This is a genomic window from Cytophaga aurantiaca DSM 3654, from assembly GCF_000379725.1.
Lineage (GTDB): Bacteria > Bacteroidota > Bacteroidia > Cytophagales > Cytophagaceae > Cytophaga > Cytophaga aurantiaca.
Map to the genome: position 1 here is coordinate 20,610 of NZ_KB903662.1, position 18,411 is coordinate 39,020.

At 38.7% G+C, this 18,411-nt stretch carries 19 protein-coding genes; 11 read left to right on the top strand and 8 right to left on the bottom strand.

The features are described 5' to 3' along the window. The first annotated feature begins 1 nt into the window (after position 1). On the top strand, positions 2 to 799 hold the full coding sequence (locus A3EE_RS0114520) for a DUF4249 family protein (protein ID WP_018344164.1): 798 nt from the start codon (positions 2 to 4) through the stop codon (positions 797 to 799). 171 nt (positions 800 to 970) lie between these two features. Continuing rightward, the gene (locus A3EE_RS0114525; protein WP_018344165.1) at positions 971 to 1,768 is read left to right on the top strand and encodes a DUF4249 family protein; all 798 of its coding nucleotides are present in this window, start codon (positions 971 to 973) and stop codon (positions 1,766 to 1,768) included. Positions 1,769 to 2,030: 262 nt separating this feature from the next. Here the strand turns inward: A3EE_RS0114525 and A3EE_RS0114535 are convergent, their stop codons facing one another. The 3 genes from A3EE_RS0114535 to A3EE_RS0114545 all read right to left on the bottom strand — a co-directional run bounded on the left by A3EE_RS0114535 (position 2,031) and on the right by A3EE_RS0114545 (position 6,455). Continuing rightward, positions 2,031 to 2,936, bottom strand: coding sequence for a diacylglycerol/lipid kinase family protein (locus A3EE_RS0114535; RefSeq protein ID WP_018344167.1), 906 nt, complete (start codon positions 2,934 to 2,936; stop codon positions 2,031 to 2,033). A gap of 77 nt (positions 2,937 to 3,013) precedes the next feature. Continuing rightward, a complete protein-coding gene (locus A3EE_RS0114540) occupies positions 3,014 to 3,667 on the bottom strand; it encodes a porin family protein (RefSeq protein WP_018344168.1) in 654 nt (217 codons plus the stop codon). Between the two features lie 94 nt (positions 3,668 to 3,761). Further along, the gene (locus tag A3EE_RS0114545; protein ID WP_157447043.1) at positions 3,762 to 6,455 is read right to left on the bottom strand and encodes a putative LPS assembly protein LptD; all 2,694 of its coding nucleotides are present in this window, start codon (positions 6,453 to 6,455) and stop codon (positions 3,762 to 3,764) included. A 99-nt stretch (positions 6,456 to 6,554) separates the two neighbouring features. Here A3EE_RS0114545 and A3EE_RS0114550 point away from each other — a divergent pair, with 99 nt between their 5' ends. The 5 genes from A3EE_RS0114550 to A3EE_RS0114570 all read left to right on the top strand — a co-directional run bounded on the left by A3EE_RS0114550 (position 6,555) and on the right by A3EE_RS0114570 (position 11,741). Beyond that, entirely contained in the window at positions 6,555 to 7,328 is a 774-nt protein-coding gene (locus A3EE_RS0114550) for an N-acetylmuramoyl-L-alanine amidase family protein (RefSeq protein WP_026209794.1), read from the top strand. A 22-nt stretch (positions 7,329 to 7,350) separates the two neighbouring features. Then, the gene (locus tag A3EE_RS0114555) at positions 7,351 to 8,274 is read left to right on the top strand and encodes an MlaD family protein (RefSeq protein WP_157447044.1); all 924 of its coding nucleotides are present in this window, start codon (positions 7,351 to 7,353) and stop codon (positions 8,272 to 8,274) included. 383 nt (positions 8,275 to 8,657) lie between these two features. After that, a complete protein-coding gene (locus A3EE_RS0114560; RefSeq protein WP_018344172.1) occupies positions 8,658 to 10,286 on the top strand; it encodes an acyl-CoA carboxylase subunit beta in 1,629 nt (542 codons plus the stop codon). Between the two features lie 15 nt (positions 10,287 to 10,301). Beyond that, positions 10,302 to 11,144, top strand: coding sequence for a transglutaminase-like domain-containing protein (locus A3EE_RS0114565; protein WP_018344173.1), 843 nt, complete (start codon positions 10,302 to 10,304; stop codon positions 11,142 to 11,144). An 84-nt stretch (positions 11,145 to 11,228) separates the two neighbouring features. Next, positions 11,229 to 11,741, top strand: a complete 513-nt coding sequence (locus A3EE_RS0114570; RefSeq protein ID WP_018344174.1) for a methionine-R-sulfoxide reductase — start codon at positions 11,229 to 11,231, stop codon at positions 11,739 to 11,741. Between the two features lie 49 nt (positions 11,742 to 11,790). Here the strand turns inward: A3EE_RS0114570 and A3EE_RS0114575 are convergent, their stop codons facing one another. The 4 genes from A3EE_RS0114575 to A3EE_RS0114590 all read right to left on the bottom strand — a co-directional run bounded on the left by A3EE_RS0114575 (position 11,791) and on the right by A3EE_RS0114590 (position 14,974). Continuing rightward, positions 11,791 to 12,744: a hypothetical protein gene (locus tag A3EE_RS0114575; protein WP_018344175.1), complete on the bottom strand. Its 954-nt coding sequence runs from the start codon at positions 12,742 to 12,744 to the stop codon at positions 11,791 to 11,793. A 1-nt stretch (position 12,745) separates the two neighbouring features. Then, positions 12,746 to 13,573: an FkbM family methyltransferase gene (locus A3EE_RS0114580; protein WP_018344176.1), complete on the bottom strand. Its 828-nt coding sequence runs from the start codon at positions 13,571 to 13,573 to the stop codon at positions 12,746 to 12,748. An 84-nt stretch (positions 13,574 to 13,657) separates the two neighbouring features. Next, entirely contained in the window at positions 13,658 to 14,263 is a 606-nt protein-coding gene (locus A3EE_RS0114585; RefSeq protein ID WP_157447045.1) for a thioredoxin family protein, read from the bottom strand. A gap of 90 nt (positions 14,264 to 14,353) precedes the next feature. Continuing rightward, positions 14,354 to 14,974 carry a 4'-phosphopantetheinyl transferase family protein gene (locus tag A3EE_RS0114590; RefSeq protein ID WP_018344178.1) on the bottom strand — a complete coding sequence of 207 codons (621 nt, stop codon included), beginning with the start codon at positions 14,972 to 14,974 and terminating at the stop codon, positions 14,354 to 14,356. A gap of 292 nt (positions 14,975 to 15,266) precedes the next feature. On the opposite strand from A3EE_RS0114590, the gene A3EE_RS0114595 reads away from it, so the two are divergent. The 3 genes from A3EE_RS0114595 to folB are packed head-to-tail and all read left to right on the top strand — an operon-like array spanning position 15,267 to position 17,439. Then, on the top strand, positions 15,267 to 16,193 hold the full coding sequence (locus A3EE_RS0114595) for a WD40 repeat domain-containing protein (protein WP_018344179.1): 927 nt from the start codon (positions 15,267 to 15,269) through the stop codon (positions 16,191 to 16,193). A 28-nt stretch (positions 16,194 to 16,221) separates the two neighbouring features. Then, positions 16,222 to 17,055, top strand: a complete 834-nt coding sequence (locus A3EE_RS0114600) for a DivIVA domain-containing protein (protein WP_018344180.1) — start codon at positions 16,222 to 16,224, stop codon at positions 17,053 to 17,055. 18 nt (positions 17,056 to 17,073) lie between these two features. After that, entirely contained in the window at positions 17,074 to 17,439 is a 366-nt protein-coding gene (gene folB, locus A3EE_RS0114605) for a dihydroneopterin aldolase (RefSeq protein ID WP_018344181.1), read from the top strand. Here the strand turns inward: folB and A3EE_RS0114610 are convergent. After that, positions 17,417 to 17,734 carry a HesB/IscA family protein gene (locus A3EE_RS0114610; RefSeq protein WP_018344182.1) on the bottom strand — a complete coding sequence of 106 codons (318 nt, stop codon included), beginning with the start codon at positions 17,732 to 17,734 and terminating at the stop codon, positions 17,417 to 17,419. The two genes, folB and A3EE_RS0114610, sit on opposite strands and share 23 nt — an antisense overlap. Positions 17,735 to 17,827: 93 nt before the next feature. Here A3EE_RS0114610 and A3EE_RS0114615 point away from each other — a divergent pair, with 93 nt between their 5' ends. Further along, positions 17,828 to 18,382, top strand: coding sequence for a DUF7935 family protein (locus A3EE_RS0114615; protein WP_018344183.1), 555 nt, complete (start codon positions 17,828 to 17,830; stop codon positions 18,380 to 18,382). Positions 18,383 to 18,411: the final 29 nt, after the last annotated feature.

Here is an 18,411-nt window from a genome sequence, read left to right on the forward strand (position 1 = left end):
TATGAAAAATATATTCATACTATTATCTACCCTTGTATTGTTTTCGTGTCAGAAAGTAATAGATATTCATCCGGCAACAGGAGACGTAAAAGTTATTATACAGGCATATTTATATACGGATTCTGTTGCCCATGTGGTAGTGACAAAGTCAACAGATTACTTAAGCACAACACCACCACCAAGTTTATCTTCTGCTACTGTTACATTAACAGATGATCATGGTAACTCAGAAGTATTAACATGGAATGCTTCAAGACAACGTTTTGAAAGCAGTGTTATGAAAGGTATCGTTGACGAGACCTATACATTAAAAGTAGATTTGGAAGGGAAGTCGTACAGCGCTACCTCAACACTGCTATACCTGGATCAGGTTGACAGCATCACAGTTGTAAAGGAAGCAAAAACAACTTTTAATGATGAAGGATATTATATGAAGTTGTATGGTACAATTCCTACAAACGTAGATAAGTATTATTTATTCAAAGGGTATTCAGCTGGAAAGTTTTTGAATGGTCCGAATGATATTGTATATGCAGATAACACAATGATCTCCGGCAAGCTGGATGGTATTGATATGGGATATAAATGCGACTCACTTGCAATTGCGAAGCTTGAAATATATTCACTTACCTTAGGGGCTAATAAATTTTATTCCTCAGCAGAATTGCAACTGAATAACGATGGAGGCTTTTTCTCTACACCGCCGGCCAACGTTCCAAGTATGTTTAATAATGGCGCCGTTGGTTTATTCCAATGTTCAGACGTGCAGGTGCTGACAACGTATGTTGATCTTCAATAAAATCGGTAAAAGATAGTTTTTGGAAGTATAGTAAAGAGTGGTTAGATTGCTTAGCAGTCTAACCACTCTTTGTTTACCCGCTTTCGTCAGATCACTTTTTTGTGGTCCTACGAATTGTTTTAAAAAATCAGAGAGCTTGGTATCGTACCTATATTTCGATTATAATTTATAATGAGATCCATATTTTTAATAGTATCAGCTCTTGTATTATTTTCTTGTCAAAAAGTAATTGACATTCATCCACCTACAGGGGAAGAAAAAGTTATTATACAAGCGTATTTATATACGGATACCACTGCGTATGCAATTATTACAAAATCGACAGATTACTTGTCGAAAAAGATACCGCCTCATATATCCAATGCTGTGGTAACATTGTTTGATGATCATGGTCATGCAGAAGTATTGAGATGGGATTTTGGAGCGCAACGCTTCGAAGGTAGATTCATGAAAGGCAAAGTAGCCGAGACCTATACATTAAAAGTAGATTTGGAAGGCAAGTCATATAGTGCAACTTCTACACTCTTATACTTAGATCCGATGGATAGTATAACAGTTGTAAAAGAACCAAAAACAATTTTTCTTTATGAAGGATATTATATGAAGTTGTATGGAACAGTCCCTACAAACATAGATAAATATTATTTATTCAATGGTTCTTCGAATGATGTGTCAGTGACTGGGTATAATTATATTAATTGTGCAGACAACAAACTGATTTCAGGAAAGTTGGATGGTATGAATATGGGATATAAATGCGACTCCCTTGCAACTGCTGAACTTGAAATAAATTCGCTTACATTAGCGGCTTATAAATTTTATGAAGCAGCCAATTTACAGTTGAACAACGATGGTGGATTTTTTTCTACTCCACCAGCCAATGTGCCAAGTATGTTTAGTAATGGTGCAGTTGGTATATTCCAATGCTCGGACGTGCAGAGATTGTCGACGTATGTTAATGTCCAATAAAAATCAGCGAAATAGATTTTCGCTGTTGTTGGTATTCCCGCCAGCTCTGCAATTTGTATATGAACCGAAAATAACGCGGGCTACCAACAACACACAGTTCTCAATGATTAATCTTCACATGGTTGTCGGTGATCTGCGCAAACGCGCTTCCTCTATATTTACTCGTGCTCAGGCAGAAACACCAACAACTGCAAAAAAAACTACACATTCGTCAGACCACTTTTTTGTGGTCCGACGAATTACCTAACTAATAAAATCGATTTTAGTTCTTTTTCTTCGGCACCAGTATCTTTAGCGACTGCGGCACGCATCGTACATGGATCGATGTTCCCAGCATGATCGGTTCTCCGTCAATATGTGCAGGTCCTTCAGTATTTCGTTCAATCGTAATTGTTTCAAAAAAATCGTGGTGGATGTCTCGATCCCTATCCAGCTTTCCGGAAAAAAGTTTGTATACCTTTTCAATAGCTTCAAGCACATTCACCGGTTTCATTAATACCATGTTCAATTGCTTATCGGATAGCGATGCATTGGGCGCAATAAATGCATTGTTGCCATATTGATTTGCATTGGCAAACGTACACAATAAAAACGTTCCGTTGATCTCTTTATCCTCGTTGATGCGAATGTGAAGCTGATCTCCTCTGTAACTGCGTACTTTTTTTATAAATGCTTTGACATAGGTTTTTAAACCTCGGGTAGGCAATTCGTCGAATACTTTTGCAACGTGTGCATCCAGGCCGATTCCGGCTGTACAGAAAAAGGGTATACCATTAATGTTTCCGTTATCAATTGTTTGAACGGTGAAATTATTCATCAGCTCAATAGCTTTCAGCGGTTCGAGTGGTATACCCAAATGACGCGCTAAGCCATTGCCTGAACCCATTGGGATAATGCCCAAACTTGTTTTTGTATGCAGTAGGGAAGAAGCGATTTCATTCATTGTTCCATCACCGCCAACCGAAATAACATAGGGGATACCTTCTTGGGCAGCTTCTGCAGCAATCTCTCTGCCATGGCCGGCATAACGTGTCAATACAATTTTGATTCTGTTGCGATCCGTTTTTAATGTATTGTAGATCATCTCAGAAATATTGTGTTTCCGAGTTGTGCCCGATACAGGGTTAATGATAAACAAAAATAAAATTTCCGGATTCGAATCTGTCATAGTGTATGTAAATATATAGAATGCAGACCGATGTGCAAATTTCGGGATTAGAAAAAATGAATGCTGATTGTGAATGTTTATTTCTTTTTCTCTCGGAATAAATAATAACCAACCGTATACATTGCTTGAAACGTATTTACTTTTTCGTTCGTCTTATTAATATCAACAAATCCTCGATTTGCACGCATTTCAAAAAACATGCGTTTCTGCATGATAGAAAAACCCACACCTAATGTAATTCCTGAATTCCATGAAGTATAATCGCTGCTTATGTTTTGGAAAGAATCATCTCCGTTTTTTTGCTTGGCTGATATATTATAACCTGCAAAAGCTCCTGCAAGTAGATTTAAATTCACTTTGCTGTTTTTGAAAAATGTAAATTTTGCTAATACAGGAATTTCAAAATATTGTAAACGAATTTTTACGTTTGTGTAATTGGTATAAACATCTCCAACTATGTTTGTTTGGTATGTATGTTGAGTATAATCTTTCCCTAGAGTTGTATAAATGAATTCTGTTTGAAGAGAAAAGAGTGTGTTGATCTTATAATTTGCTACGGCAGCAGCATTAAAATAAGTAAATCCCGTTGTACTGCTTTTCATGTCAGGGTCTTGGGTATGAATGAACATCAGGTCATTAAATGTTACTCCAGCTCTAACTCCCAGACGAATTTGTGCAGAAGCGGCTGCTGAAATTGTAATAAAAGTGAATAAAAGAATAAAGTGTTTCATAGCCCGGTAAAATTTAATGTACATAAACCGCTACCATAATAACTAGTTTGTACATCTTAAGTTAAAAATCTTGAAAAACTGTTTGCAATCTCTATCAATACCCACCCATATACGTCGCGTTTTGTTTGTTGATCTTTAGATCACGCAACAAAGAAGACTTCGCACTCAGTGTAAAGAAGAAAGATTGTCTGTCACCGAACGGTATTACGTTCAGACTCATTTGCCAGCAATGCAGATCTCTGAAAATCTGTATGGTTGTATAACCGAGTTTTTGATGTAACACATCGTAACCTGAAGTTACTTTTACTTTCCAGTTATCGGACACTTTAATATCTCCATTAAATGTAAGTGAATTGGTGTAGGTAGATGGCGCCTCACCGATTTTACTGTAGCTGATATTATAACTGACAAATAAATTCCATGGTACATTAAAATCTACATATTGATCTGCACCTGCGATTACATAATTGGCTGCATTCGGATTTAAGGTGCTTACAGGACGTTGGCTTTTTTGCCCGTTTGGATTTAAATTTGAACTTAATGAAATGCTGTAATTGGTTAGGGCTGCTGCTTTTTTGTTTTCTTTATTGTCTATCCAAAGATCGTTGGTACGTCTTTGATAATAGGTTTTTCCAATGACTGTATCCAGAACAGTGATATATGGATCAAATACACTGGAGAAGTTAAAGTCTACACGATCAAAGAAACGGCTGCGGGCTGTAAGATTGAATAGCGACCATTGCAGGGAGTCCGCACCAAAATTGTAGGAGCCGGATAGGTTTAAACTTTCCAGAAGTTTGATTTTTTTAGTCGGACTTAAACCGGTAGTATCTTTACGATCCCGCACTTTACCTTCAATGGTATTTTGAAGATTGATGCTTAAACTGTTGATGGTTCCGCTGCCGGGGCCGCCATAGATATAGCCGGCATACCTTGAAAAGGGCGTAGGTTCTTTACCCTGACTGGCGTTGTAAACAGCTTTGTTTGTATAGAAATAATTATCACCCGCCATTGCAACCATATCGGGTCTGTAGGTATAGGTAAACGTAGGAATAAGCGTATGGCGAATCCCTTGCAAGATCTTGCTGTTCACTCTGTACATACCATATACACGGGTAGTTAAGCTGGCAGTAAAATTTGCAGAAAATGCAGTGTTTAATCCTTTGATCGTATCTGTTGGCTCAACTACCAGAGGACCCATTCTTGGTGGTGTGCCGGTATAATGGTGAAGTGTATCGTAATCCAATTTTTCAGCATAGATCCAGTTTTCAAGATTAAGGCTGGGGTTTAAACTTAAATATTTAAGAAGCTTAAAGGTTGTACCGATTGGTACGGTGTTTTTAATACCCCATTGTCCTTGCTTCAGTATTTCTTTGTAGTATGTTTGCATTGGTACAATAGTATCTGCGTATGTACCACCATCATTGAGCGTCACATTTTTTAAATGATTCGTAGCTACATATTTAGTACTTCCGTTGTATGCGATGTTTATTTTTTCATACCATTTATCTCCGTTGCCGACTTTGGATTTAAACGGATAGATCCGGTTCATAGAAAAGTTTACATCCGGCAGGGTAACGTTCATTACCTTGGTCTGTGTATTCTGATCTTGCCTGAAAGCAACCGATAAACTAAAAGGGGAGTTGCGGAATGCCTTTGACCAGGAGACGTTGGAAGCAAAGTTGGTGCTTTGGTAATTGATCGGATTGTAAGTATTCGTCGTATAAAATTTACTTGAACTGATGTTCACGCTTGCAGATAAGCGGCTGGACTTATTACCAATGGTTGTGTGGTTCCAGATAATGTTGTACAACTCAGGTACTTTTGTTGTATCTGCAAAACCTTCTTTTACCTTGCTGTAACTGAAGGATGCATTGCCCGAGTAACTATACTTTTTGATGTAATTTGCTGAAGCGGAAACTCGGTAGCTTTTATTTGCATACAGGTCACCAACAATCTTTGCTCCGACGTAATCGTTGACCGCCCAGTAATACCCGCCATTGCTGATAAAGAAACCTCTGCTTCTGGATTCACCGATGGTTGGAAAAATAATACCGGATTTACCTCTGCGTGTAACCGGGAAAAAACCCAGTGGCAAACCTAAAGGTGTTGGGATGCCCATGATCTCCATATGGAACGGGCCTGTAACAACTTTATCTCCGGGAATAACTTTTAATTTACTTGCATTGATAGAATAGTGGGGATGCGGCAGATCACAGGTAGAGTACAACGCATGTTTCACATAGATCGCTTCCGGAGTTCTTTTTACCGGTCCACCATGAATGTAACCATCTCCCTGTCGTGTTACAATTCCTTTAATGATCCCTTTTCCGCTTTTCATATTGTAACGAATTGAATCTGCCACATACATATCAGCACCTTCTTTAAATACAGGCTTTCCGATCACTCTACCGGTTAAGGTGTCAAGCTTGCCGTAAGCACTGACTTCGTTATCTACCCAGTTTATAATTAAATATTCTGCCGTAATATTTTTACTTCCATAAGTTACTTTTGCCTCACCATACAGATAAACCCGTTGCTCAGCCATGCTCATGCGGATGGAATCACGACAGGTATACTGTATCCGTGTTTCAATATCACTTTTAGGAATTTCAAGAGAGTCGACTGCGCTGATTTGCATCGAATCAAGCGTCTGGGTATGTTTTGTTTTTTTGTGTGTAGTATCTGCAATGGGCTTAAGCAGATCTTCTGTAAAATTCTGTTTTAAAGAATCAGATATAGGTGTTTGGGCATTGATTCGTTCCGCATTTAAAATGCAGAAAATCAATGAAATTATACGGATTATACCGACTTTATATTTCAGAATTAAATTAAAATTCACAACTTTGGGCAAAGTTATTGGATTAACTTCATAAATGGCTACAAGGTGAAAAAAAATCTTTCGATACTTTTTACTGTAATAATACTAACATTATCATCATTTTCACCACTTGGGGTGCACTCATACAAAGTTCGTACCATAGTTCTGGATGCGGGTCATGGTGGAAAAGATCCTGGTTGTCATGGTACTACCGGTGTAGAGGCGAAAGTGACCCTTGCAGTAGCGCTGGAATTGGGCAGGATCATCAAAGAGAATATGCCTACGACCAAGGTGTATTATACCCGAATGTCTGATAATTTTATTGAATTGCACGACCGTGCAAATATTGCCAACCGCAACGATGCAGACCTTTTTATATCCATTCATTGCAATTCAGGACCTACAGCTGCTTATGGCACAGAAACCTATGTAATGGGACTGCATGCTTCAGAAGATAATCTGGCAGTTGCAAAACGCGAAAATGAGGTTGTTTTAAACGAAACGGATTATAAAAAGAACTACGATGGTTTTGATCCGAAATCTCCACAGGCACATATACTTTTTTCACTTTACCAAAATGCGTATATTGAAAACAGTATTCTGATGGCATCGAAGATCGAACATCAATTTTCGGCACGTGTCGGCAGAAGCAGCAGAGGGGTTAAACAAGCTGGTTTTTTAGTGCTTTGGAAAACTACCATGCCAAGTGTACTGATAGAACTGGGTTATCTGACAAATGCCGCTGAAGAAAAATACCTGACGAATAAAAGCAATCAGGTATTGCTGGCTTCAGGCATTTACCGAGCAATTAAAGAATACAAAACAGAAATAGAAAATTAGTCTTTACCATACACTACTACGAGTGAAAATATCAAAAGAATTTAAAGTTGGCTTAATGACCCTGGTTGCAGGAGTTACATTGTATCTTGGGTTTAACTTTTTGAAAGGGGCGGATGTATTTTCTAATTCCAATACCTACTACATAAAATATTCTAAAGTAGACGGACTGGCACCTTCAAATCCGGTTTTAATTAACGGATTTCAGGTAGGTAAAGTAAAAACGCTGACTTTAAATCAACAGGATAATAACAGCATTCTGGTTTCGATCGAAGTAAACAAAGAAATTCTGGTTGGCGATGGTACCTATGCAGAAATTGCAAAGGACTTGTTGGGAAGTATGAGTATTGTATTGAAAATGGGCAAAAATACCAGACAGTTTGCAAACAAAGATACCATTACAGGCGGCTTTCAGATGAGTCTTACCGATATGCTGGGTAATAAGGCTTATCCGGTAATCGATCATTTGGATACTACACTGGTACATATCAGCCATATGCTCGATAACGATATGCGTTCAAAGTTGTACGGTACGCTGGCAAATCTTGAAGCCATATCCGGCATGTTGAAAACAACCATGCAATCGGGACAAAACAATATGGATGGCACGTTCCGGAATTTAAATATCCTGACTGCAAATCTGGTTGAAACAGAAAAAAGATTAACTCCGATCTTAAATAAATTCGGATCGCTTGCAGATACATTGAACGATCTGGAATTGAAGCAGGCGGTTACAAATGCAAATGTCTTATTGGTTGAATTGAACAAGTCTGCTCAGAAATTAAACAGCGGCGAAGGTTCATTGGGCGCGATGTTAAATGATAAAGCTGCGTACGACAATCTGAATAAAACACTTACTGATCTGGATGCTTTACTGCTTCACATCAACAAAGACCCGAATCATTTCTTTGCACCGTTCGGTAAGAAAGAGAAAGCGAAGAAAAAGTAGTCAGTGGTCAGTAAAGAGTTTTAAGTAGTAGGTTTTAAGTTTTAAGATTACACTATTTGGACTTCCTCGCGCCAGTCTTCAGACTGGTGTGTACCATTCGGCAGTCTGAAGACTGCACAGTGCCAGAAACGATAGAGACAAGAAATAAGGGGATGCATAGCTCATGGTCTGTAGCCATAGGTTCTAAAAATAAAATTTACAAACAAAAGCCCCGGAGTATATCCGGGGCTTTTGTTTTTTCGTAAGACTAAAAAAGGATTATATTGTATTTGTAAGGTTTTGTGAATCAAGAAACGAATCCACTTTACACTCTAAACTTTACACTTAAAACGTTTAACCAACGTTCTTAAAACATAAAACTTACTACATAAAACTTTTTTACAATGGATATCGAATTCAATAAAAACGAAGATGCTTTAAAGACGCTTTGTTATGCCTTGAAAAAGCGTTTGCAGAAAGTGGCGTTAGGGGGAGGAGAAAAGCGTTTAAAGGCCGAACAGGAAAAGGGTAAGCTGACAGTGCGTGATCGAATTGCTACCTTGTTTGATAAAAATACAACAGCCATTGAAATAGGCGCGTTGGCTGCAGAAGATATGTATACCGAAGTAGGCGGTTGTCCGTCGGCCGGTGTAGTAGTGAAATTGGGCTATGTAGAAGGTCGTTTGTGCATTGTTGTTGCAAATGATGCAACTGTAAAAGCAGGAGCATGGTTTCCGATGACAGCCAAAAAGAATTTGCGTGCGCAGGAAATTGCAATGGAGAATAGAATTCCGATTGTGTATCTGGTGGATAGTGCAGGCGTTTTTCTTCCGATGCAGAATGAAGTATTTGCAGATAAAGAACATTTTGGCAGGATCTTTCGGAACAATGCATGGATGTCTTCGGAAGGCATCTTGCAGATTGCAGCTGTGATGGGCAGCTGTGTTGCCGGTGGTGCGTATTTGCCGATCATGTCTGACGAAGCATTTATTGTAGAAGAAACAGGTTCGATTTTTTTAGCAGGTTCGTATTTAGTGAAAGCTGCTATTGGTGAAACCATCGACAACGAAGCCTTAGGTGGCGCCACAACACAAACAGAGATCTCCGGCATTATTGATCATAAATGCAAGAATGACGAAGAATGTTTAACACGTATTCGTGCAGTATTTGCGCATACAGGTCACAATGCAAAAGCAGGCTTTGATCGCATCAAGCCAACAAAGCCGGCATTAAACGAGGAGGAGATCTATGGTCTGTTGCCGCAGGATCGAAGCAAGCCTTATGATATGATGGACATTATCAATCGTTTGGTGGATGAGTCGAAGTTTGAACACTATAAAGAATTATATGGTCAGACTATTATCTGCGGCTACGCACGCATTGACGGCTGGGCTGTAGGCATTGTAGCCAATCAACGTAAGATTGTAAAGACAAAGAAAAATGAAATGCAGATGGGCGGTGTTATTTATTCCGACTCTGCAGATAAGGCTGCCCGTTTTATTATGAACTGCAATCAGCGTAAAGTACCGCTGTTGTTTCTTCAGGATGTGACCGGCTTTATGGTTGGTAGTAGGTCTGAACAAGGCGGTATTATTAAGGATGGTGCTAAGATGGTAAATGCTATGGCCAATTCGGTAGTGCCTAAGTTTACTGTAATTGTAGGGAATTCCTACGGTGCCGGTAATTATGCCATGTGCGGAAAGGCGTATGATCCTCGGTTGATCGTTGCCTGGCCAAGTGCACAGATCGGTGTGATGAGCGGCGCATCTGCTGCAAAGACCTTGTTGCAAATAAAAGTTTCTTCCTTGAAGGCAAAAGGTCAGGAAATGACACCTGAAAGCGAAGCAGCATTATTAAAAGAAATCACAGATAAATACAACGAAGAATTATCTCCGTACTATGCTGCTGCTCGTTTGTGGATTGATGCAGTGATTGATCCGCTGGAAACAAGAACCTATGTATCAATGGGTATTGAAGCGGCAAATATTAATCCTGAAATGAAGCGTTTTAATGTTGGTGTATTACAAACGTGATGAATATATTTGAGTATGGAAGAGAGTAAGATCAAGGCAATGATATCGTTGTTGGACGACGAGGATATAGAAGTAGTCTCTCAGATAGAGAAAGAATTTCTGGCGCAGGGAGGAAGTATTATTCCGTATTTAGAGAAAGAATGGGAACAGAATTTCAATCCGGTTGTTCAAAAGCGAATTGAAGATTTGGTACATAATCTGCAGTTTGTATTGCTGGAAGATCGCTTGGCCAAATGGAAAAAAAATGGCGGGGAAGATCTGATGGAAGGTCTGTGGTTGATCTGTACCTACCAATATCCGGATCTGGAATTTGCTACCATTAAAAGTGCAATGGAGCAGATCTATTATGAGGTATGGCTGGAAATGAAGCCGGACATGCTGCCTATGGAGCAGGTACGCACCCTGAACAATGTCTTGTTTACAAAATTAAAATTCAGTTCGAATACCAAAAACTTTCATTCGCCGGCAAACTCTATGATCAGTCAGGTGTTGGAAAGTAAAAAAGGTAACCCCATTTCATTGTGTACGATTTATATGATGGTTGCGCAGAAATTGAAATTGCCGATCTATGGCGTAAATCTTCCGAGTTTATTTATTCTTACCTATAAAAACGATTCTTCGCAATTCTATATCAATGCGTTTAACAAAGGATTGATCTTTACAAAAGAAGACATTGATAATTACCTGCATCAACTGAATCTGGCGCCAATAGACGTGTTCTATCAGCCCTGCTCGAATATTGACATTGTTGCCAGAGTGTTGCGCAACCTAATCAATTCGTTTGAAAAATTATCTGAAACTGATCGGGTAGAGGATGTTAAAAAGATGCTCCATTTTTTGACCGGAGAAAAATACTAGAATTGCGGCGCGGTTATTGAACAATGGAATTTAAAACAATCCATTGCTGTTGTAGTATCGTATGTAATGGAAATATAAAAATCTATGTCAACTATTTTCAAAAACCTGGCCGTATCAGTCGCATTGCTGATGAGTTTTGCAGCCTGTTCGCAAAAAGCGGAACAAGCTCAGACTCCTGCAGACACGACAAGCAAATCACCTTTAATCATACCAAATATGACTGCTAAAGATCCAAGCAACTACAATACATTAACATCTGAGGAAACCAGGGTGATTGTGAATAAAGGTACCGAGCGACCTTTTACAGGAAAATATTATGCTACTAAAGAGCCCGGTACATACATCTGTAGAAGATGCAATGCTCCTTTGTATCGTTCATCGGATAAATTTGATTCGCATTGTGGCTGGCCAAGTTTCGACGATGAAATTTCAGGTGCTGTAACCCGTGTGCCGGACGCCGATGGACATCGTGTAGAGATCATATGCAGCAATTGTAAAGGTCACTTAGGGCATGTATTTGAAGGCGAACATATGACGGATAAAAATGTGCGTCATTGTGTGAATTCAGTTTCGATTGAGTTTGTACCTCAACAGTAATCAGTTGTCAGTGGACAGTAGTCAGTCAAGAGCAAACGCTGACCACTGTTTACTGACCACTGACTACTCGTTTTATTTCCTCCCTACTAAAATTTATTTTTTCAATATTCAAATGCGCCGGATCGAAGATGTCTGCTAGTTGTTCTTCCGATTCTATTTTGCTAATAAGATTTAATCCTTGTTGTTTTATTTTATCCGGATATCCGGTAAGTATTTTTTTTAGTCCTTCGTAATCCGTATAACCAACTTGTTGCAGGATATAAAACACATTGTGTATATGGTTTTCATTGCTTCCGACAGGATATAAGATACGGTCTTTCATCGCTATCATTTTTGAATTGGAAGGAAAGAAATCAAAATATTCAAAGACGTCGGTTTGAATATTAAGACCTTTTACATAATTAAAAAAACGCAACAGGATCGCTTTATTTTTTTGCAGGAATGAATTTCTACGGATCCGATCTGCGATCGAACGTTTGTCGTAGGTCCATAGTGCATAGGTTACCGATAATTCTTTGGGGTAGAATACAACATGGGGAGTGTTGGCTTCAATGTATTCAATATTGTATAACGGATTTTTGTATTCTTTATCAATTTCAATTGTTGTAAATCCGGTTTGTGGATCTATCGTAAATCCCTGTTTGAAAATAATAGATTCATAACCTGGTCCGTAAGAAGCTGCCGAGGTTAATAACAATCTTCCGTGGTGATGGATACTCTGATGCGTAATGTTTGTAACCCTATCCGGTAGTGGCATCCAGAAGTGTGCGATCAACGTTATAAATGGATTATCTACAGCAGTGATGGCAATCACAGGATTGATACGTTCTTGTAAAAAGAACCCATTTTTTTTGATATTACGATCAATGATTTCTAAAAGAATCGTTTTGTCTTTCGCCATTTCTAAAAGCAGATCTTTAGAAAGAGTATGAGCAATACGTGGTTGATTCTTTTTAAAAATATGTGTTAAAGTGTTGATATAATAATCAAGCCCCTTGTTCATATTAATTAAGAAGGTGTTTGAAGGAATCTATTTTATCGTTATGAATTAAAATGTAATTGCTTTCAAAATAAGCATCTGTAAAAGATTCTAATTTTTTTGAAGTCTGATTGTAAATGAATGTTTTGTAACCTGCATCCGCAATAAGATTTCTTAGGTCTTGTTCTTTAATGCCGAAGCCATCTAAGAAGAACGGATTGATCTCGATTAGAATAACAGGCTTGTGTTTTTGAATGAGTTGCGGCATTCCTTTTAATGCAAAGTATTCGGCACCTTCAATATCCATTTTAACGAATGAAATATTGGTAGCATCTGTAATAGCAGTGTCCAGAGCAACTACCTGACATTGATATTCCTCGTTTTTATTGAACTGATAATGTTGTTCCTTGCCTTCAAGTTCGTTGTTGCGTTCAGACATGTGTGCCTGTCCGGCAGCGATACCGCCAAATTCTACTACAGGTACATTGAATGTTTTGATTTCATTTGCTTCTCCTACACCTTGTAAAAACAATTGTACATTGGCTAGTTTGTAATGCTTGATAAGCATGGCGCAAACTTTATGAGTAAATGGGATTGGCTCGTAGGCATACACTTTTTTTGACTGTTGCCCCATTGCAACCGTGTAGTAGGCGTAATTTGCTCCGATGTCGATCGATTCCGCATCTTTGGAAAGAAAGTATGGAAGCAGTTCCATCTCTTTTTCTTCAACAAGCTTATTGTCGATATCTTTTACTTTAGCGTAAAATTGAAATTTTGCATAAGCACTTTTGCCAAATAGCTTAAAGAGTAAAGGTTTCAGAGCTGTTCGAAGGGGAGAATTTAGAGTAGCCATGAAATGAAATATGGTTTGTAAAACAGTAGTCTTCTGAATCGGGGTAAATTCAAAGATGCTGCTTGTGAGAAATAGTATTGAAGATTAGAACTGTTTTAACAGGCAACCTACTGGTCTTGTTTCAGAGATCTTGATCGACTTGTTGGTGATCATTGCTGTGATCGCATCGCTTAGAAACGACAAGGTAACATCTGTACTGCTTTGAGGATTATCGTCGATGGAACCTTTATACACCAATCTGAAAGAGTTCTCCATTTTCTTCAGCACGAATGCATCAGGCAAACGGGTAACACCAAAGCTTACGGCAAGGGACTGTGTGGTGTCAGCCAGATATGGATACAGAGATTCGTCGTTCTGAACCTTTTTACGCATCGCTTCTACAGTCTCCTGTTTGTCCGATTTGCTTACGGATGAATTGACTAAAATAAATGCTACACCGCTTGTATTGTATCGCTTTGCAAGATTGATGATTCGTTGTTCGTATAGTTTTGCGTAAGGGCAACTATTGTTCACGAAAATAATTACGACAACCTTTTTATCGTTGTAATCACTCAACGATATCGGTGTTTCATTTGTAACGTTTATCAGCGTGAAATTTTTTATTTCATCACCAATTAAATAGCCTCCTAAGGGTTGTGCAAAGGATACGATTGACGTTAAAAAAAATAGGGTTAGTAAGAAGTTTTTCATATTCAGGGGTGAATTACTCGTATGATGGATGAATGCAGTATTAAATTGTAAAAGAATCATCCGTATCAATTCTGTTCAATGTACATGTTTCTAATTTATGTTAAAAGCAACAATATAAGTATCGTATTCAAAGAATAGTATTCTATACGTATTTGCGCCCAAATGGATTTGCGTTTCACCATGATTTAAGCCGGCAGGGATGGGATCAACAATAATATCGTCTTTTAATGAAATTCCTGTTGAGCCCGCAAGCTTATATCCAGCTTCTTTTATGCACCAATATTGCGTCATATGGCGTATGTCATCAGAAAATTCTTCTTCAAACAGGAATTTTTTTCTAATGGCAAGTATTTTTGTATCAATTCGTTCAATGTCGATCCCGACAGGCTTGCTTTTATCGATAATTGCCGCTGCATAGGCATGTGAATGACTGATCGAAACATGTCCATTTTGTTCACACAAATAGGGTTTTCTATCCGGCATTTTAAGTGTTCCTGCATACGATAGTTGCAAATGTTCACAAACCATGCCAACAGTGAGCCGGCTCGCTAACCATTCCTGTTTCTTATTCGGATGCGAAATGCCTGCTAAATAATCTTTTTCTTCCCTTCCAAAGGTGTAGGACTCTTCAAGAACCTGTAACTGTTCCTGAATATTCCACAGCCCCCAGGCTCTGTCCTTATCTAGATTATGAATGGTAATTATTGGCATTTTATCAGATTATTAATGGAACAAAATACGGATTTTTTTAGACTTTATCTGTGCCAAACCGCATTGTACACCTCGATTTTATAATGCATTGCATTGGATCAGCGCATTACAGATTGTATGTACGATTTTATGAAAATACGTATTTATTGAATTCCGGTTATATCGCATGAACACTTATGCACATTCAAACGAATACTGTGGATAATAGATGAATAATTGGTAAATTTATCATGAGATAAGAGAGGCCGATCAGAGTTATTTATCAGTAGTCGAACCACTAGTTACAAAACGAATGAAACAAGCGATTCACGTTCAAAAACTCGGTGTGTACAAAGGACACAACGATTCGATTTATGCCTTGGAAGCGGGTGTAAGTGAAGCTGCGTTTTATACTTCCGGCGCCGACGGAATGGTTGTTGCCTGGGATCTCAACAAACCCGATGAAGGCAAATTGGTTGCCAAACTTCCGAACTCAGTGTATGCGCTGTGTTATGTTCCCGAAACACATGAACTGTTTGTAGGTCACAATTTTGAAGGCGTTCATGTGATCGATACCAATACTAATAAAGAAAAAAAATCTGCACAGATCACGAAGAGTGCAATATTCGATATAAAAAAATACCGGGATTGGTTGTTGGTTGCTACCGGAGATGGTTATTTGATCGTACTGGAATCAAGCGATCTAAGCACAATAGCGAAATTGAAAATTACAGATGCAAGTATTCGCGTACTTGCTATTGATCCAAATCAAAAGCAGCTGGCGATTGGTTGCAGCGATCATTTAGTTCGCATTATTGATCTGCCGAGTCTGCGTATTACGCATACATTAAAAGGGCATACCAATTCTGTGTTTACGTTAACGTATTCGCCTGATGGCGAAGTGCTGCTGAGTGCTGGAAGAGACGCACACATCATCGTTTGGGATATGCGTACATATACGCCCATCCATTCTATTGCTGCACACATGTATGCCATTAATCACATTGCATTTAGTGCTTCAGGAAAATATTTTGTAACCGTAAGTATGGATAAATCCATTAAAGTATGGGATGCTGCACAATTCAAACTGTTAAAAGTAATTGACAAATCAAGACATGCAGGACATGCTACTTCGGTAAATAAAGTATTGTGGACCGCATTTAACCATTCAATTATTTCTGTTAGCGACGATCGTACCATTTCAATCTGGAATGTAGATGTACCGCACGGACTTATATAATTTTAGGCAGATAATTAAATAACGAATCATGAAAATCACTCCGATTGAAATAAGACAAAAAGATTTCAATAAAGTATTCAGAGGGTATGACAAAGAGGAAGTAGATGCTTTCTTAAAATCGCTTTCTCAGGAATGGGAAAAATTAATGGATGAAAACCGCGATGTTAAAAGCCGTCTGGAGCAGGCTGATCGTGAGATCACTCGTTTACGTGAAGTCGAAAGTTCATTATTCAAAACGATAAAAAATGCAGAAGATACGGGGGCAAGTTTAATTGATCATGCCCAGCGTCAATCTGATTTGCATATGCGTGAAGCGCAGATGAATGCGGAAGCAATCATGAGTGAAGCACGTAACCGTGCCCGCAAAACAGTAGAAGAAGGTGAAGTGGAAGCGCGCACACTTGTTGCGAAATTGGTTGATGAAGTAACAACGTTACAGAAAGAATACGCTGATATTGAATTTAAGAAACAACACGCCATTCAGGAGATACAAGCCTTGGGTGAAGGTTTGTTGGAGCGTGTTCAAAGAGAAAAATCAAAACCGAACCGCGCCGAAACTGAACAGCGTATTGAAAAGGTTATCGATGCGGCAAAGGCTATTAATACAACTGTTGCCGATGATTTTTCAGGCCATGAGCTTAAAACAATCATTAAACCAGTCTCACAAGTAGTAGACAAAGAAATTGTCAGAGATGCGGATGCTCCGTTGTTTAATCTTGAAACCATACCGCCTGCACATGTAAGTAAGCCTGCTGCAGAGAAGGTTAAAGAAGAAGCACCGAAAGTACTTATTCAGGAAGAAAAGATAAAATCGAAAGACGATTCCAAAGAAGGTTCAGGATCATTCTTCGACTCAATCTAATTGTAAGTTGTATAAACTATGGATGCAATTATTTCATTAGAAGGCTTAAAGTTTCATGCGTTTCACGGAGTGCATCCGCAAGAACGTTTGGTAGGCTGCATTTTTATGGTGGATGTGCATTTGTCTATGCTTCCATTGGCCGATGGCTTTAAAGACGACCTCTCGCGGACGATTGACTATGAGCAGGTGTATAAATTAGTGGCCGAAGAAATGAAACATCCCAAACATTTGATCGAGACACTGGCTGAAAATATACTGACAAACATATTTGCTCATCAACCTTTGGTGGAGCACGCACACGTGATTATCTCGAAGATGAATCCTCCGGTTGGGGGAGAGTGTCTGAGATCTAAAATTGAACTTAAGAAGCAGCGTTTGTATTAAAAATAAAGCCTGTTACTTCCTCTGAATCTTCGTAATCCAGTTCTACACCAGCAACATACAGAACGTGTTTTTTTTCAATATATACAGGTATTCCTTCAACCAAATATTCATTATCTCCATCTTTTTTCTGATCAAAACCCAGTACAAAACTGGTCCCTGAACAACCGCTGCCGCGCACACCAACGCGCAATCCGTAACCTTCCGGAATGTTTTTGGTAGCCTTAATTAACGCAATCTGATTTAGAGCCAGTTGCGTAATGCTAAGCGGTAATATAGATTGATGGAAAGAAGCCACAAGCGGTGTTTATTCAATTCGGTGCAAACGATGCGCACAAAGGTTGTAATAATCACCCAAAATTGTATATTTTTGAAGACTAAAAATACTGATATGTCACAATTCTTATCATTCTTATCTGAGTTTATTAAAATCGTTTTACCAGCAGCGCTTGTTATATACGGTATGTACTTAATAGTTAATACTTTTCTTCAAAAGGAATTTGAAAAAAGAGCGCTTGACATACAACTTAAAAATGCGGACATCCAGATTAAAAATAATGAATTGATACTGCCGATCCGATTTCAGGCATACGAACGAGTTTGTTTGTTTTTAGAACGTATTGCTCCGCATAATTTAATTCTTAGCAGCAACGAACCGGGTATGAGTGCAGGACAATTACAACAGCAAATGCTGTTTAATATCCGTGAAGAATTTGCACATAATATGTCGCAGCAGGTTTATATGAGTGATGACGCATGGAAACATGTGAAAGATGCAATGGAAAATATTGTTTCCGTGATCAATAACTCTGCACAGATTGTTCCTTCTGATGCAAGATCAATAGACCTTGCAAAGATTATCGTTGAGGTATTGATGCAGTTGCCAACCGAGCCTACTGCCGAGGCGCTGCAATTCGTGAAAAATGAAATCAGACAAGTAATGTAATCATTCTGCCAACAGATTATTGTTGGTTT

Bases quoted from the DNA above. Each gene is read 5' to 3' on its own strand.
- A3EE_RS0114520 (WP_018344164.1), top strand. From the start codon at position 2: ATGAAAAATATATTCATACTATTATCTACCCTTGTATTGTTTTCGTGT.
- A3EE_RS0114615 (WP_018344183.1), top strand. From the start codon at position 17,828: ATGTCACAATTCTTATCATTCTTATCTGAGTTTATTAAAATCGTTTTA.
- A3EE_RS0114535 (WP_018344167.1), bottom strand. From the start codon at position 2,936: ATGACAGATTCGAATCCGGAAATTTTATTTTTGTTTATCATTAACCCT.
- A3EE_RS0114565 (WP_018344173.1), top strand. From the start codon at position 10,302: ATGGAAGAGAGTAAGATCAAGGCAATGATATCGTTGTTGGACGACGAG.
- A3EE_RS0114525 (WP_018344165.1), top strand. From the start codon at position 971: ATGAGATCCATATTTTTAATAGTATCAGCTCTTGTATTATTTTCTTGT.
- A3EE_RS0114540 (WP_018344168.1), bottom strand. From the start codon at position 3,667: ATGAAACACTTTATTCTTTTATTCACTTTTATTACAATTTCAGCAGCC.
- A3EE_RS0114590 (WP_018344178.1), bottom strand. From the start codon at position 14,974: ATGCCAATAATTACCATTCATAATCTAGATAAGGACAGAGCCTGGGGG.
- A3EE_RS0114575 (WP_018344175.1), bottom strand. From the start codon at position 12,744: ATGAACAAGGGGCTTGATTATTATATCAACACTTTAACACATATTTTT.
- A3EE_RS0114570 (WP_018344174.1), top strand. From the start codon at position 11,229: ATGTCAACTATTTTCAAAAACCTGGCCGTATCAGTCGCATTGCTGATG.
- A3EE_RS0114600 (WP_018344180.1), top strand. From the start codon at position 16,222: ATGAAAATCACTCCGATTGAAATAAGACAAAAAGATTTCAATAAAGTA.
- A3EE_RS0114580 (WP_018344176.1), bottom strand. From the start codon at position 13,573: ATGGCTACTCTAAATTCTCCCCTTCGAACAGCTCTGAAACCTTTACTC.
- A3EE_RS0114585 (WP_157447045.1), bottom strand. From the start codon at position 14,263: ATGAAAAACTTCTTACTAACCCTATTTTTTTTAACGTCAATCGTATCC.
- folB (WP_018344181.1), top strand. From the start codon at position 17,074: ATGGATGCAATTATTTCATTAGAAGGCTTAAAGTTTCATGCGTTTCAC.
- A3EE_RS0114560 (WP_018344172.1), top strand. From the start codon at position 8,658: ATGGATATCGAATTCAATAAAAACGAAGATGCTTTAAAGACGCTTTGT.
- A3EE_RS0114595 (WP_018344179.1), top strand. From the start codon at position 15,267: ATGAAACAAGCGATTCACGTTCAAAAACTCGGTGTGTACAAAGGACAC.